This is a genomic window from Clostridium sp. AF34-10BH, from assembly GCF_003478095.1.
Classification (GTDB): domain Bacteria; phylum Bacillota; class Clostridia; order Lachnospirales; family Lachnospiraceae; genus Acetatifactor; species Acetatifactor acetigignens.
The window spans coordinates 82094-96270 of the sequence record NZ_QUEC01000004.1; the positions used below are offsets into that span (position 1 = coordinate 82094).

17 protein-coding genes and 28 tRNA genes are annotated in these 14177 nt (G+C 36.3%); all 45 read left to right on the forward strand.

From position 1 onward, the window contains the following. The first annotated feature begins 4 nt into the window (after positions 1–4). The 45 genes from DWZ61_RS04785 to DWZ61_RS04995 all read left to right on the forward strand — a co-directional run bounded on the left by DWZ61_RS04785 (position 5) and on the right by DWZ61_RS04995 (position 14171). On the forward strand, positions 5–289 hold the full coding sequence (locus tag DWZ61_RS04785) for a hypothetical protein (RefSeq protein WP_118537620.1): 285 nt from the start codon (positions 5–7) through the stop codon (positions 287–289). After that, complete coding sequence (locus tag DWZ61_RS04790; RefSeq protein WP_118537621.1) at positions 276–656, forward strand: hypothetical protein; 381 nt, start codon at positions 276–278, stop codon at positions 654–656. The genes DWZ61_RS04785 and DWZ61_RS04790 overlap by 14 nt, the downstream gene beginning before the upstream one ends. 55 nt (positions 657–711) lie before the next feature. Next, complete coding sequence (locus DWZ61_RS04795; protein ID WP_118537622.1) at positions 712–927, forward strand: hypothetical protein; 216 nt, start codon at positions 712–714, stop codon at positions 925–927. A gap of 27 nt (positions 928–954) precedes the next feature. After that, positions 955–1179, forward strand: a complete 225-nt coding sequence (locus DWZ61_RS04800) for a hypothetical protein (protein WP_118537623.1) — start codon at positions 955–957, stop codon at positions 1177–1179. A gap of 38 nt (positions 1180–1217) precedes the next feature. Next, positions 1218–1454 carry a hypothetical protein gene (locus DWZ61_RS04805; protein WP_118537624.1) on the forward strand — a complete coding sequence of 79 codons (237 nt, stop codon included), beginning with the start codon at positions 1218–1220 and terminating at the stop codon, positions 1452–1454. A 44-nt stretch (positions 1455–1498) separates the two neighbouring features. Further along, positions 1499–1756, forward strand: coding sequence for a hypothetical protein (locus tag DWZ61_RS04810; protein WP_118537625.1), 258 nt, complete (start codon positions 1499–1501; stop codon positions 1754–1756). Between the two features lie 255 nt (positions 1757–2011). After that, positions 2012–2305 (forward strand): hypothetical protein, encoded by a 294-nt coding sequence (locus tag DWZ61_RS04815; protein WP_118537626.1) that lies wholly within the window; start codon positions 2012–2014, stop codon positions 2303–2305. Beyond that, positions 2305–2499, forward strand: coding sequence for a hypothetical protein (locus DWZ61_RS04820; RefSeq protein WP_118537627.1), 195 nt, complete (start codon positions 2305–2307; stop codon positions 2497–2499). Before DWZ61_RS04815 ends, DWZ61_RS04820 begins: the two co-directional genes overlap by 1 nt. Positions 2500–2581: 82 nt before the next feature. After that, entirely contained in the window at positions 2582–2818 is a 237-nt protein-coding gene (locus DWZ61_RS04825) for a hypothetical protein (RefSeq protein WP_118537628.1), read from the forward strand. Between the two features lie 86 nt (positions 2819–2904). Beyond that, on the forward strand, positions 2905–3630 hold the full coding sequence (locus tag DWZ61_RS04830; RefSeq protein ID WP_118537629.1) for a hypothetical protein: 726 nt from the start codon (positions 2905–2907) through the stop codon (positions 3628–3630). A gap of 1 nt (position 3631) precedes the next feature. Continuing rightward, the gene (locus DWZ61_RS04835; protein WP_118537630.1) at positions 3632–4291 is read left to right on the forward strand and encodes a hypothetical protein; all 660 of its coding nucleotides are present in this window, start codon (positions 3632–3634) and stop codon (positions 4289–4291) included. A 792-nt stretch (positions 4292–5083) separates the two neighbouring features. Further along, positions 5084–5269 (forward strand): hypothetical protein, encoded by a 186-nt coding sequence (locus DWZ61_RS04840; protein ID WP_118537631.1) that lies wholly within the window; start codon positions 5084–5086, stop codon positions 5267–5269. Between the two features lie 8 nt (positions 5270–5277). Then, positions 5278–5350, forward strand: a tRNA-Ala gene (locus tag DWZ61_RS04845). Between the two features lie 6 nt (positions 5351–5356). Further along, positions 5357–5431, forward strand: a tRNA-Glu gene (locus tag DWZ61_RS04850). A gap of 73 nt (positions 5432–5504) precedes the next feature. Beyond that, positions 5505–5578: transfer RNA gene (locus tag DWZ61_RS04855), tRNA-Gly, on the forward strand. Positions 5579–5758: 180 nt separating this feature from the next. Then, a tRNA-Asp gene (locus DWZ61_RS04860) sits at positions 5759–5833 on the forward strand. Positions 5834–5843: 10 nt separating this feature from the next. Beyond that, positions 5844–5919 (forward strand) — tRNA-Gly (locus DWZ61_RS04865). A 210-nt stretch (positions 5920–6129) separates the two neighbouring features. Further along, positions 6130–6540: a DUF3592 domain-containing protein gene (locus DWZ61_RS04870; RefSeq protein ID WP_118537632.1), complete on the forward strand. Its 411-nt coding sequence runs from the start codon at positions 6130–6132 to the stop codon at positions 6538–6540. 9 nt (positions 6541–6549) lie between these two features. Then, a tRNA-Leu gene (locus tag DWZ61_RS19625) sits at positions 6550–6628 on the forward strand. 8 nt (positions 6629–6636) lie between these two features. After that, positions 6637–6712: transfer RNA gene (locus tag DWZ61_RS04875), tRNA-Leu, on the forward strand. Positions 6713–6718: 6 nt separating this feature from the next. Next, positions 6719–6791, forward strand: a tRNA-Pro gene (locus DWZ61_RS04880). 6 nt (positions 6792–6797) lie between these two features. Then, positions 6798–6871 (forward strand) — tRNA-Leu (locus tag DWZ61_RS04885). Between the two features lie 15 nt (positions 6872–6886). Beyond that, positions 6887–6958: transfer RNA gene (locus DWZ61_RS04890), tRNA-Asn, on the forward strand. 5 nt (positions 6959–6963) lie between these two features. Further along, positions 6964–7046: transfer RNA gene (locus DWZ61_RS04895), tRNA-His, on the forward strand. A gap of 14 nt (positions 7047–7060) precedes the next feature. Beyond that, a tRNA-Thr gene (locus DWZ61_RS04900) sits at positions 7061–7132 on the forward strand. A 3-nt stretch (positions 7133–7135) separates the two neighbouring features. Next, positions 7136–7206 (forward strand) — tRNA-Gln (locus DWZ61_RS19630). A gap of 82 nt (positions 7207–7288) precedes the next feature. Next, a tRNA-Thr gene (locus DWZ61_RS04905) sits at positions 7289–7362 on the forward strand. 12 nt (positions 7363–7374) lie between these two features. Continuing rightward, positions 7375–7445: transfer RNA gene (locus tag DWZ61_RS04910), tRNA-Ile, on the forward strand. 4 nt (positions 7446–7449) lie between these two features. Beyond that, positions 7450–7522: transfer RNA gene (locus tag DWZ61_RS04915), tRNA-Val, on the forward strand. 42 nt (positions 7523–7564) lie between these two features. After that, the gene (locus DWZ61_RS19635; protein WP_182426995.1) at positions 7565–8395 is read left to right on the forward strand and encodes an HNH endonuclease; all 831 of its coding nucleotides are present in this window, start codon (positions 7565–7567) and stop codon (positions 8393–8395) included. A 68-nt stretch (positions 8396–8463) separates the two neighbouring features. Continuing rightward, positions 8464–8548, forward strand: a tRNA-Lys gene (locus DWZ61_RS04925). Between the two features lie 23 nt (positions 8549–8571). Further along, positions 8572–8643: transfer RNA gene (locus DWZ61_RS04930), tRNA-Lys, on the forward strand. 4 nt (positions 8644–8647) lie between these two features. After that, positions 8648–8721: transfer RNA gene (locus tag DWZ61_RS04935), tRNA-Leu, on the forward strand. 320 nt (positions 8722–9041) lie between these two features. Continuing rightward, positions 9042–9115: transfer RNA gene (locus DWZ61_RS04940), tRNA-Trp, on the forward strand. Positions 9116–9154: 39 nt separating this feature from the next. Then, the gene (locus tag DWZ61_RS04945; RefSeq protein ID WP_182426997.1) at positions 9155–9664 is read left to right on the forward strand and encodes a ribonuclease H-like YkuK family protein; all 510 of its coding nucleotides are present in this window, start codon (positions 9155–9157) and stop codon (positions 9662–9664) included. A gap of 23 nt (positions 9665–9687) precedes the next feature. Continuing rightward, positions 9688–9778, forward strand: a tRNA-Ser gene (locus DWZ61_RS04950). Between the two features lie 5 nt (positions 9779–9783). Then, positions 9784–9875 (forward strand) — tRNA-Ser (locus DWZ61_RS04955). A 4-nt stretch (positions 9876–9879) separates the two neighbouring features. Next, positions 9880–9952: transfer RNA gene (locus DWZ61_RS04960), tRNA-Glu, on the forward strand. Positions 9953–9958: 6 nt separating this feature from the next. Next, a tRNA-Arg gene (locus DWZ61_RS04965) sits at positions 9959–10032 on the forward strand. 4 nt (positions 10033–10036) lie between these two features. Beyond that, positions 10037–10112, forward strand: a tRNA-Cys gene (locus DWZ61_RS04970). 148 nt (positions 10113–10260) lie between these two features. Continuing rightward, positions 10261–10351 (forward strand) — tRNA-Ser (locus tag DWZ61_RS04975). A 6-nt stretch (positions 10352–10357) separates the two neighbouring features. Then, a tRNA-Gln gene (locus DWZ61_RS04980) sits at positions 10358–10428 on the forward strand. A 14-nt stretch (positions 10429–10442) separates the two neighbouring features. Beyond that, positions 10443–10533: transfer RNA gene (locus DWZ61_RS04985), tRNA-Ser, on the forward strand. Between the two features lie 86 nt (positions 10534–10619). Continuing rightward, positions 10620–12683 carry a hypothetical protein gene (locus DWZ61_RS04990; RefSeq protein ID WP_118537634.1) on the forward strand — a complete coding sequence of 688 codons (2064 nt, stop codon included), beginning with the start codon at positions 10620–10622 and terminating at the stop codon, positions 12681–12683. Between the two features lie 81 nt (positions 12684–12764). Further along, positions 12765–14171, forward strand: a complete 1407-nt coding sequence (locus DWZ61_RS04995) for a hypothetical protein (protein ID WP_118537635.1) — start codon at positions 12765–12767, stop codon at positions 14169–14171. Positions 14172–14177 lie beyond the last annotated feature (6 nt).

Below are 14177 nucleotides of genomic sequence, written 5' to 3' on the forward strand. Positions count from 1 at the left end.
AAATATGGGAATGGATATTGAAGTGACAGCATCAGTTCAGTACACGGTACATTTAACAGAGGAAGATGTAAAAAAGGTAAAGCAATGGCTTCATGATCACAAAGATAATTTACCAAGTTTTGATATGCATGAAAATATTGCTAAAGCTGTATATGAATTATATGCCATAGGCGAAATATCTTTGTATGATAATGGAAAATATGATGAATCTGATTTCAATACAGATGATGTAAGATGGTCAGAATTTGAAGAGAAAGAACCGGAGGAAATATTAAATGTCTATGTTTAAAAATTTGGAGAGTTTTACGTATTCTTCTATAGAAAATTTTCCAAAAGATGTATGTACGATTCCAGACAAAAATGAAAATGGCATTTTCGTTTCAAATAAAAAATATCTGGTATTGTATATTGATATAAGATTTCCAGTAGAAAAGTATATTACCTATGCAACTCCATATGTTTGGATGGACAATGGTAATCAGACATTTGGTTGGTCTGGTTTAGATGGTGGGCTGTTGCTTGGAAATGTGGAAAATTCCTGCCAGTATTATAATGAATACGTTGTAGGGTTTGTTCCGACACCAGTAGATAACGAATATACAGAGCAGGATGAAAAAACATTCAATGAGTTTAAAAAACGCATTGAAGAATATTAAAAAAATGGTCAGAAGAATATTAATATAAATATAGTGTAAATGAAGGAGTAAAAACATGATTAAGCCACTAAATAACGAAGAACTGTTTGTAAAGCCAGAGAAACCGTTTTTGTTAGTATATGAAAGCGAGGAAGATGGAATATCTGTCGCTTGGATGGAAACAGAAAAGGATATGATTGATGTTATCAATGAAGTAAAATCTTACGGTTGCTCAATTATGTATGCAATTGAAATTGGGAGCTGTAGAGATTTTATTTGTGAGGAAATCTAAGTTTACTATCGAATTAAGGAGAAAAATATGTCCAAGAAAATTATATATACAGATGAATTTGGAAACAAAATAAATATTAATTCAATCGAGGGTATTCATGTTATACTTAATGATATTTTTACGACATGCGATAATGAGAACAGTTGTTTATGCGTTAAAGAGAATATCAAAGCAAGCGTAGAAAAATGTTGTGAAACCAGAAAACTAGAAATTAAAACTGACAAACCTCAAGATAAAAGTAGCATTTGGTAAGTAAATTTAACTTTAGTTTTTTATATTGGAGAGAATTTATGGAAGATCATATTATTACACTTAAGTGTTTTCATTGTGGAGCGGAGAAAGAAGTTGCAATTAATGGAGATATAGATTTTGGATTTCAGTTGGTTGATCTTGCTGATAAAGCCGGAATGCTAGGTATTTTTGATTTATACCGAGGAAGGGCTTTAGTTTTCTGCAATGAGGACTGTAAAAAGAATCATACAACTAAAAAGGGAACTATTAAAATGCAACCTGGATATTCTCGCTGAATGATAAAAGTAATGTACAAATTATAAGATAAGGAGGCTTTTATATGAAAAGTGTAAAATTGTATAATTGTGATATTGATGATACAATGAGAGAACTGTATGAGTTATCAAAAGATGGTAATGAGTACTGTTGTGAATTTAATGAAAAAACGCTTACATCATCTATGACTATTGATGATGCATACTTATTAGTAACTGGCATGTCTTATAATCAGTTTAAGGAATATGAAAAAGCAGAAATTGAAAGGATGAAAAAACGGAGAGAAGAAAGGATTAAATCAGGAGAATATTTGGGAATGTAAATTAAATTAAACAAAAATATTATATTTGTTAATTATAATTGACATTAAGAAGCAGAATATAACGATTATTGGTGTGATGATCAGGATGTTGGTAAGACAAGAATTGAGTTACGTTTTGGTTTACAGTGTTTAATTGACATTAATGGACAGAAAATAACACTTGGCCTTGAACCGTCTATAATCTATAAAGCAAACAATCCAGAAGACATTTGGTTATTTGATATCAATGGATATAATCAGGAAGTAATTTATCCAATGTTGATATTTAAAGGTAGTCGTCAGATATGGGAAGCCGGTAAGGATGAAGTATATAAGACGATCTGTAATGGTCAATTTGGCTGTTATGATGGCAATTTTGTAAATCTTAAACAGGATGTTGAAGAGAAAATAAGAGAATATATCGGTGAACTTGACACAGAGATAAAGAGATGTGAAGATAAAGCATCTGAGTGTTCTATTGCAGAAGATATAGCAAAGTACATAATGAGAGCTACAACATTAACAGAGGTTAAAAATGATCTGCAAGGTAGATTAGATGAGGTGATTTGATGATAACAGAAAATAATTTACGAAAGGTTATTATACATGATGTATATAGTAGACTTGGTTCTCTTGGATATGGAAAGAAACAGTCTGGCGCAGGTTATGTATATTATATTGTAAATGGAAAACAGATGACAGTATCCGAATACACAGATTATTGTATAAAGATGGAACTAAAGAAATTTGGCATTAAGAAATGACGATTTCGAAAGGAGATAAATAAAATAATTAGATGTAATAAAGATTGCAACGATAGATCTATAACTATAGGAGGTAAAAGAAATGATATCTCTTCGTGAATTTAGAAATAATAAGAAAACAATGCCGCCGGATGAATTTATTACATGGCGAGATAATCAAATTCAGCATGAATTTTTTGCGAATAAGCGATGGATGCCATGCATTTTACTTTCCGATCCATGCAAGTCTAATTATGAAAAATGTTATGTAGTTACACCCAATGGATTGCAAGTAAAAATTAAAAAAGATCAGATACGAGAAATTAAAGAGGAACCATAATTGGTTCCTTTTTGTATGCAGAAATTTCCATATATGATTATTATCTGTCATATTAATAAAAACAGAAAACATAGGAGGATTAAAATATGTCTACATTACTTATCTGGAGTGACGAAATCCAGAAATTTACAGATCTGTTGAAGGAAAATAAAAAGCTCCCGTCTACATACGATCAGTTTATGGTCCTGGGAACAGAGTTACGCATCAGCGATTATAATAAGCTCCGCCAGCTTCCTATTCCGGATGATAAGCTACGTCTTTCCACAGCCCTTTCTGAAAAGAGAGATACATTATTATTTGTTCTCGGAATGTTGAAGGCAAAAGAAGAAACCCGCGTATGTACGATTGCATCTGTTTCAAAAGAGTTATCTGATTTTGCAAAAGAACAAGATATGGAACTTTTATCCATGGCAGCTGCCGCAAAAGGATCAGATAAAAAGACTACAAAACCGAGAGTGCGAAATCTTCGAAAAAATGAATCGGTAGCAGAAGAGTCAAATAAAACATTGAATCTTAATGATAATAATGGAACAGATTCTATCATTGAGCCAGTTAAAAATGAAAGTATTGATGAATCAGAAAAGACAGAAGAAACGGTCCCAGGGTTACTTGAAGATCTGGTAAAAGCAGCGGAAAAGAAGACTGGATATGGCTATAGTAAGCGGATCGATGAAATCAGAAAAGCAGTTGCTACAGCATCCGATGAAAAGATTGGACTTCCGTTCCAGATGCAGATGTTGTTTGGTGAAAAGGGACAAGCGTTGGCTGATGAGTTAACGGGACATTTCCGGGAGCTAAAAGGAGGTAATTGAAATGGATCATAATTTTATTTTATGCTTGTTAATTACTTTTATTGTTCTATATCTAATAAAAGAATGTTTTACAATCCATATGGGTCCAATATGTGCATATGATAACACTTTATATTTCGTGTTATTAATCGCAGTTCTTTTGCTTGTAGCTATAGGACGTTCGGTTAATATCATAGAATTCAATTTACCTGGTATTTTGTTAGGAATTGTGTGTTTTCTGGCTTCATATATCATATCTTATGTGAGTTATAGATTATATGATAAAAGCAATGAAAGAGAATATCGGGAAAAGAGAAAACTTGTTATTGAAGACATCAATGTTGATGCTCTTAAGGAAGTGATGAAAGAATGTGAAGAATCAGGCGTTGATATTTCAAAAAAACAATGTAATTGTGCCTGTAAATTTTCTGATAGGAATCCATCAAAAGAACAGTGTTTGGAAGACACATTACCAACGCCAGATAAATGTTGTCCTATTTTTGGATGTGAAAACGCATATTGTTCCGTATTTAACACTACTGTAGATCATTACACAGATTGTGTATGGTGTGAGCAAAACGATCCACAAGAAAGCTGTAAATGTCTTTGTTTATTATCAAGGATAAATGAGAATGAAGAATTAAAGGATCTTGTTGACAATATTAATTCCAAATCATCGTAGAAGAAAACATAGCATAGGAGAACAGGCAATTTTCTTTTCTATGTCACCGAGTAACAATTTCATTATAAGATATAGATAGTGTATTACTAAGATGTTTTTCATATATGAGACGGCTAATCATATGAGAACCTTCTGCGAAGAGCATGGATTAATCTAAAACAAATTTTAATAAAACCTATTGACAAATATAAGCAGAAGTGATATTCTAATTACAGATAAACGGAGTGCCTGCCGTAAGTCTTAGATTATTCTAAGATTTATTGTAAGCGCTCCGTATTTTGTTTTTCAAAAAAATCTGACATAATAATTATGAAGGATAGAAACTACTTCATACAATGAATTTTTAGAAAGGATAGAAAAGACCATGACTACGATGATTATGAAACATGAACCTCAGTTTTTACAGACATCAGCACTGGAAACAGGGCTTAGTTCAATGTGCTCTAATTATCATTACGGATGGAATCGAATTGTCGATAATATGCCGAAATATAGTCTTTTTGCGAGAAATTTAACTAGATTTACACAATTGCATAAAACATTCAGTGGTTCTTTTCATAGCCTTTTTAAGCGGGCAGTAGGTATCGGAACAGGCACCCGAGAACTATAATAAGAACCGCGCATAGATTGGAAATATGAAATCATGACCACTGGATTAGGAAATTATCTTAATTTGGTGGTCTTTTTTATGAATGAAAAAATTTTTGTGCAGAAATTTCTATAAAACTTATAATCTGTCATAATAAATATAGAAGTATTTAACGCACCCATTCATTAAAAGAGGTATGATATATGATGACGAAGAATAGACAGAGTGTTTATAAACGCAGCTGGTATGATCGTGAGTGTAAATTTGACATGAAGAGACGGCGTAAAGAATACCATAGAAAGGTTCGTCACATGAAAATCAACGAAGATTCCTGTTCCAGAGGATATGTGAAGCAATTTAAACGTTTAGACTGGAACACGGCATCCTAAAATAATATGGGGCTGTAGCTCAGATGGGAGAGTATTTGTTTTGCAATCAAGAGGTCGCGGGTTCGAATCCCGCCAGCTCCACTATATGGCCGATTCGACTAGATGGTTCAGGTCACGAGGCTTTCAACCTCGTAACAGCGGGTTCAAGTCCCCTATCGGTCACTGCAGAATCATCTGCAACACAATTGAAAAAAATAAGGGGCTTATGGAACCAGGCACTCCGGAAGTCCCAGATGCAGGCATTGTATAACAGGCTAATACACTGGTTTGCCGAACCAGAGACTGCGGGTTCGAATCCCGTTGCTTGCTCTTTAAATTCTGAATCAAGAACTCAGAGTTTAAAAATCTATTATAGGAGAAAACAATATGAAGAAACGATTTAGCATGGATAAAACCGACAGTGATTTTATCCAGCCCCGTAAGCTAACTTGGTAGAAGCACCGGTCTGAAAAACCGGAGGATCGGATCGTAACCGAAACGGGGCATTATGGCTGCATCGCCTAGCTGGTTATGGCACTTCCCTGTCACGGAAGAATAACACGGGTTCAAGTCCCGTTGCGGTCGTTTATCATATGCATGTGTGGTCCAGTGGTTTTGGACACCTGCCTTCCAAGCAGGACATCACGCGGGTTCAAATCCCGTCACATGCTCTATATCAAAAAAGAAAAGGAGATGAAAAATATGCCAGACTATTATTATATGGGAACTGAATATTATTAACGGTAGGTATGCAAAAGGCTGAAGCAAAGTGTCTGTAAAACACTGACCCACGTGGTAAACATTGTGAGTCCGAATCTCACCCTGCCGACTCAAAATGATTAAAAAATGCTGATATATGAGGATAAGAGAGGTGACAGATTATGCTTAATATTTCTAACATTGTATTTGAGGTTTTATCAGCTGTTTTATATTTGCTTGTTATGGTCGCATTACCGGTGCTTCTTGGATTTATTCAGATTCATGCGCAGAAACGAAGTTCTGTCTGCATTGATGCAAAATGCGTTGGAAATGAAATGATAGCGTCAAAGGGCGTGATGACCTATGAACCGCAGTTCGCTTATGATTTTGATAACCAGCAATATTTTTGCGGAGCTTCTCAGATAGTAAGTGAACCTTATAAAGAGGGTCAGATCTATGAGATTTATGTGAATCCGAAAAAACCTTCAGAGTTTGTTTTGTTCAAATGCAAACCAATTGGCGGATATGTTGTTATCGGTATCGGGCTTTTGTTCTTTGCTGTATTTGTGTGCGAGATAGTCTGTATGATTTAAGAGAATTATGTCCTGGTACGCAAACTGGCAAAGCGGCCACGCTAAGGACGTGGTGAAGTGTTTGTGGGTTCGACTCCCACTCAGGATATTATAAATGCCCATGTGGTGCAACTGGCAGACACGCTATCCTCAGCAGATAGATCAATTGGAAGTTCGAATCTTCTCATGGGCACTTTATCGGGATGTGGCGCAATTGGTAGCGCACGTGATTTGGGATCATGAGGCTGCAGGTTCGAGACCTGTCATTCCGACTGTATGCATCAGTGCCGCAACTGGCAGACGGGACCGGCTCAAACCCGGTTTTCTATGGGTTCGAATCCCTTCTGGTGCATTTGTTTTAAAATTTTGGTTTGTAGCTCAATGGTAGAGCAACCGGCTGTTAACCGGTAGGTTGTGGGTTCAAGTCCCACCATTCCAGCTATGGAGGCTGTGGCCGAGTTGGTTAGGCAGCAGATTGTGGCTCTACGGAAGCAATTCCTACGTGGGTTCGAGTCCCACTGGTCTCCCTGAAACTAAATATGCCGCTGTAGCACAATGGCAATGCACCTGCTTTGTAATCAGGGGATTAAGGGTTCGAGTCCCTTCTGCGGCTTATAGGCGGTTAGGCTAGAGGTAAACCGTGCGGTTCTGAACCGTTAGACACCCGTTCGATTCGGTTACTGCCTGCTATGTCCCCATAGCTTAATGGATAGAGTTTTCGGCTACGAACCGAAAGATTGGCGTTCGAGTCGCCATGAGGACATTAAACGCCTGTGTAGCTCCAATTGGCAGAGCGTCTATCTCGTAAGTAGAGGTTTGCAAGTTCAAATCTTGTCACAGGCTTTATAAAAATATTGTGGTGTATTTCAATGGTAAAAAGACCGTCTGATGAGCGGTTAATATCAGTTCAATTCTGTTCACCACAACTATGCTGATATAGCTCAACTGGGAGAGCACATGCCTTACAAGCATGGGGTTACAGGTTCGAGTCCTGTTATCAGCATTCACAATTATATATAATTTATGAATATGTCAGAGGTATGCTATGCAAATGTATAATGGCTGTCGTACATTTCTTAACGGCAAGTATTTGGCTTATTGTCTTAATGGTGAAATACATTTAGTTCATAGAGATCAAGCTGAAAAGATGCTTGGTCGTAAGTTGAAGAAAGAAGAAGTTGTTCATCATAAGGATAGAAATAAAATGAACAATGATATTGATAATTTAATGGTGTTTAGAACAACAGCTGATCACACTAAATATCATAATGGGTGTGATATAGATTGTGATTCAGAAGGCGTATACTATGCCATTGATGACGGTATAAAGAAAATTTGTCCAATATGCGGCGAGAAAACAACAAAAGCTGGATCATTATGCCATACGTGTTATGTGAATAGTATTCGATCTTTTCGCAAAGTATCATATCCTTCGAAGGATGAATTGTTTGAAGATATATCTTCGATGACATATTCTGCAGTGGCATCAAAATACGGAGTTACGCATACTACAATTCGTCGGTGGTGCAAATCGTATCATATTGATGTAAAATCAAGAACGCATTTGTTATCTTATGAAACTTTATCAACCGATATAAAACATAAGACATTAAGGTCTATTGCAACCGAATATGGTATAACTGTTGAAACAGTACGATATTGGTTGCAAGAATATGGTATTGCAATGCCTAAAAAGCATACTGTTATTTGCAAAGAGACACAAAAATCTTATGATTCACCTGCATATGCAGCTCGAGATGTGTATCCTGATAAAAATGTTGATGCTACACGTGTTGGTATTCGACACGCATGTAAATCAAACAGAGAGTATTTTGGCTATCATTGGCATTATGCTATTTGCGATGAATCAGAATGATATAATAAAGGAGAAATGATCATGAAACGAAAACAGTTATACAAGCGATTATCTAAATTATAACGTATGCATCCGTCGCCTAATTGGTATGGCACCAGACTTTTAATCTGGCGGAAGTTATTTTCCATGCGAGTTCGAGTCTCGTCGGATGCACTGACACTGTATGTGTATCCGCAGGTATGTAACTCAAGTGGCAGAGTAGCGGCCTCTTAAGCCGAAGGTTGCAGGATCATGGCCTGTCATGCCCATTATGCGCCAGTAGCCCAATCGGCAGAGGCACAGGGTTTAAGCCCCTGTCAGTATCGGTTCGAATCCGATTTGGCGTACTTTTTTCAATATATTCAACAACAATTTATGAAAATTGTAAGAAAGGATAACCAATATGCGTAACACAAACATATGTAAAAGACAATCCAATAGTTCATGGTCAGAGAGTAGACATAATAAGAAGATGTACTGCTTTATTTGTTGATGCAATTTTTTTGCATAACAATATTTGGCATTAGTTATTTTAGTAACAGCATCTTCTGATAAAAACATTATCGAAGGATGCTGTTTTTTGTATATAAAATTTCTGCATGAAAATTTATTAAAATCATTCATATTAATAATAAGAATAAAAAGTGCATTTTTTATATTTTTATATGGGCATATAGTTTAATGGTTTAGAATACGAGATTCCAAATCTCGAAGATGTGGGTTCGAATCCTACTGTGCCTGTTATAAGTCAATATTTAATAGACAGAAGGGATGGTCGTAATGACAAATAATAATTGGATATCTCCAACATACGGACATTTAATTTTGGAAGAAATCCCTCAATATATCCGTGAATATTACAATAAAATGAAACAATATGATACAAATATACGAATTACGATTGGTACAGACTCTCAAAATTTCAACTATACAAAAGAAGTAAATGTCATTGCTGTTATCTGCGAGGGACATGGAGGCATATTCTTCTATAAAATCAATAATAGAGACCGTATTCTGGATATAAGGACAAAATTGCAGATGGAAACCGGAGACTCTTTGGAAATAGCAGATAAGCTGATTCATTTGTTAGAAGCAGAAGAGTACGAAGAAGTCTTTCTAAATACTACTTTTTCTATCCATATTGACGCAGGATATTCTGAAAAAGGGAAAACCAAAGATTTGATACCTGAACTTGTCGGATGGGTAAAAGGAAGTATTTCAAATTGCGAAGTATATGTAAAACCAGACAGCTACGTAGCATCTGGAATCGCTGATAAAATATCAAAATAACAGGGGGTTCAAAAGCCCCAAATGGAGCGGTGCCTCAATTGGTACAGGACCCGGTTGGAAACCGGACATGTCGTGTCAATCCACGCTTTGAGGGTTCAAGTCCCTCTCGTTCCGCTTTTGCTGTGATGGCTCAACTGGTACAGCACCGGCCTTGAAATCCGGCATGTCGGGTGAAATTCCCGCTTTCAGGGTTCGAATCCCTGTCACAGCGCTAAGTCCCCATAGTCTAGCGGTCAAGGATATCTGCCTCTCACGCAGGGAACGGCAGTTCAAATCTGCCTGGGGATATTTTATACGGGCGTAGTCTAATTGGACAAAACAACGGTCTTCTAAATCGTACTTTGCGGGTTCGAGTCCCGTCGTCCGTATTATGGCATCGTGGTCGAGTGGCTTAAGACACCTGTCTGCAAAACAGGTTTTACCGTGGGTTCGAATCCCACCGATGTCTTTGCATTTAAGCTGTGTGAAGCAGATTAGTCACCTGTTTTTATTCAGTGTATATGCAAAAAGCCCGTGCTAAACGGTATTGTGGTTGACATTGACTAACTGCTGCGATATTCGTGATAAGCCTGCCAATCTGCGGGGCACGGGAGTCCGCCAGTGTGGCTCAAGTGGTACAGCACCTGCTTCGAACACAGGCAAGCCGGCATTTATGCCGACGTACAGGTTCGAGTCCTGTCACTGGCGTTTTTAGCTCATTAGCATAGCGGTCAATGCACTTGGCCTTGACCCCGGGGACTGCGGTTCGAATCCGCAATGGGCCGTTTCTATATTTTTTGCCGTGGTGGCTCAAATGGTACAGCAGCGGATTGCTAATCCGCCATCTCGGAGTAAAATCCGGTTTCGGGGTTCGACTCCCCGTCACGGCGCTGCAAAGAAGTCCGATAGGGCTTCTTTTTTATATCTCTAAAATCTGACATATTAAATATATCAATAAAGAAAGAAGGAGAAAAATATGACGTTAAAAGAGAAATTGGATCTCTGGGTAAAAATCACTGGTGTAAATCCAAGTGAAGATAACAGAAAATACACAATCTATATGGACGGACGTTTATCTAATTATGACATTCAAAAGATGAATGAGCGGATTATGAATTCATTAAAATACGATGAAACAGGATTATTTGCAGATACTTATCTGAAAATATATCTTAAGAAATTCATGAACGGAAAGAATGTTTCCTTCATGGAATTAATAGAAAATCCTGATCTCCAAGAGTATTTAAAGGATGTCAGAACATTATATGATTCTGTAAATAATAGTAATGCAGAAGAGATAGTGCTCAATAATATGAAAACAGCCATGGATTTTTATAATCTTTCGTCAGATAAATTAACATCGGAAGATGTTATGAGTGTTGTGTCATCTGCTAAAAACTGCATGAACGGAAAATTGAAGTTGGATCAAATAACAAAGGGCTCATTTGCTGATGATGAGTTTAAAGGATCTCTTGATATCTATATGTACAAGAGTATTGGCGATGTTATCCGTTTTGCTGCAAAAGGAGACATCTCAGGTATTTCGATGTGCTACATTTGTGATGATAAGAATCTTGAACAGAGTTTTTTTGCTTTTATAATCAGAAATGGAGAAAATCTGTATATATTGTCTGACCGTCCTATTTATAAACATCCACTACAGGCTAAAATGTCCAGGTGTCCGGGGAGAGATATGAGTGAAAGAATAGAAGGTAATTATTTCCCTTATAATTCTATCTCCGGTATCGATGTTAGTGATTTATGGGGCAGCGGAAGATATGGTGTATCCAAAAATGATGACAATATGGCTCCTGCTGTAAATAACGACTGCGTAAGAACAAAAATCGGAACGTTTGCTTCTTTAAATCAGGATGAAGCATTCTGGGCTATCTATATGTTTTCTTTGATTAAAGATCGGTTTTATAAGGAACATATTGAATTAGAGGATCTTTCTTTCTGTGAAGCAAATATTATTTATGACAGGCTGGAAGAAAATGAAAAGAATGAGATTGCATTAAGAACAACTATTCCATATATTGTAGTGAAACCTGTTGAAAATCCAAAGAATATTGAAATGGAATACGGTAGAAAATCGGAACACCTGTATGATTATCTCATTGATAGATATGTTAATAAAGTAGACACAAATGTTTTTAATCTTATTAAACAAAGAGATAAGACGTTACCTATGCTTACCGATAATAAATCAACTTGCTTCCGTCAGTATGAAACACTTGATTTAAGTTCGATGCGGACAGAAAAAGAACTCATTTATGATCAGCAATGGTTAGCAAGATATAACATGGCCGTATCCATAGGCGGTATGTTGAATTCTGATTTCGATAAAAATAAAAACCGAGTTATATCTGAAATGCTATCTATGATTAGAAATTCGGCTGGGTATATTGTTAATCTCATTTTAACCAAAAAGTTTGATGGAAAAATCGATTCTTTTGAATATGCAGCCAAAAATATATCATACAGAGATATTACTTTAGGTAAGGAATACAATGACGATTATAAGAGCAAATATCGTTGTTTCTTTACAGGGAAAAATCCAGCCGTCATCATTTCCTTTAACGTTAAAACAGCCGAGGAACTTGCAACTCTGTGTGGAGTCGATATTAAAAGTATCCCGATAGAGCTGCAACATTATCACAAGAATAAACGTTGTTGCGGAAATAGCATTCTTGATAACCTCGATCCATTGGATTGGGCTTTATCTGATCCATATGATGATCTTTCATTCCATTTTCATATAATTTTAAGTGGTAATGAAATGTTAAGGCGCCAGGCAATAGCGGGTGTACAGCAGAATGCTTTTTGGAAGGAACAGATACCGTTATGCTATTTTGAAAAATATAGTTTTGATAAAGATCGTAGCTACATGAATAAAAAGGAGGCTAATTTAGAAAAAGAAAAATATTATAATACATGTCTTGGAATATTCAGAGGCTATGACGAAAACTATAGAGATAAACTGCTAAAGAAATGCGAAAAATGTAAATATCACAGAGTTTCTAAAAATATGGAAGCATAAAAAGAAAAGTCCCGTGAGAGGGACTTTTCTTTTTTCTTTTCTGTCATATTAAGATAAATTAATGATAGAAGGAGGAAGCATATGGCTCTTTTAGATTTTCTTATGCGAAAAAGTAAAGAATCCATCTCTTTAGATGAAGCTGCGCAGATTCTAAAGACAGATCCGGAATTACTCCGGAAATTTGATGAAAAATATCAGGAATGTATCCTGTCTGAAACGGATTCTGATAATCTTTTTACTATAAATGCTAAACAAGTAGCAGAAGAAAAAGAGGGAATCGAAGCAAGAAACTGCAGTCAGAATATTATTGATAAAATCGTAGAGGAACTTATTTCTCAAACATCAGTGTGGAAATACGATGGTCGAAGTGTAAGCGGATCATTGAATACTGCGCTCCTTCCGGAAACAGCTCCTATAGTAACAAAAAATGATATTATGACTGTACCTGAGAGTATACGTCCTCAATTCACTGGATTTCTGATGCAGCGTGATATCAAAGAAAGTAGTTATAAAACGCTCTTATTTATGTTTGAACATTATGAAAAAGCAAAAGTATCTGGAAATATCAATCAAATGAGAGAATTTTATGGAATGTTCCGGCAGGGATTGGATATCTTGGATGTGGATGACGTTATGTATGATATGATTGGACGTAATCGGAATTCAATGGGATATTGGCTGCCGAAAATTGTTGGACCAGTTACGGAACAGGGCTTCTTTAAGATCCCATCCACTACAATCATTAAGATTCCACTCACAATGCTACAATTAACAAGGCAGGATTATATGTCTTTTAACAGAACAACATTGGATATTGTTGATCGATATTGCCAGAAAGTATTTGGACTGAATGAAAATAAAGAATATTTCATTAAGACTGGAACCTATTCTTCAAAGTATGATTTTCGGAACGCTCATGTCCATGGTGCAAAAGAAGTCCGGGAATTAGGAGAGTATCTGCTTTTTATTCATTGGCAGGCTTTGCAGATGGCATCACCATTGACAAAACCACATCCCATTTATGGAGTTTCAACAACAAATGAATGGGTGGTCCGTGATTTTATTCCAGATAAAGAAAATAATCCAACCATCTATAAAGGCATGCCGTTGCATACGGAGTACCGTGTGTTTGTGGATTTTGACACTAAGCAAATTCTTGGAATTCATCCTTATTGGGATTCCGTAGTTATGAAAAAAAGATTTGCTGAAGACCACAGTTTACATGATCGACACGACTATGTAATCTATTCTATGCATGAGCAGGAATTATATAGACGATATGAGATAAATAAACAGACAGTTTTGGATAATATAAGTTCTTGGTTAGCAGAAGTGGAACTCACGGGTCAATGGTCCATTGATATTATGCAAAATGGTGATGATTTCTGGTTAATCGACATGGCGGTTGCATCTGAATCAGCTTTTTATAAAGAAACAGTTGCACCAGAACTGTGGAAAAAATCGGAAGAAAATTGGCTTCCGGAATAAAACAAA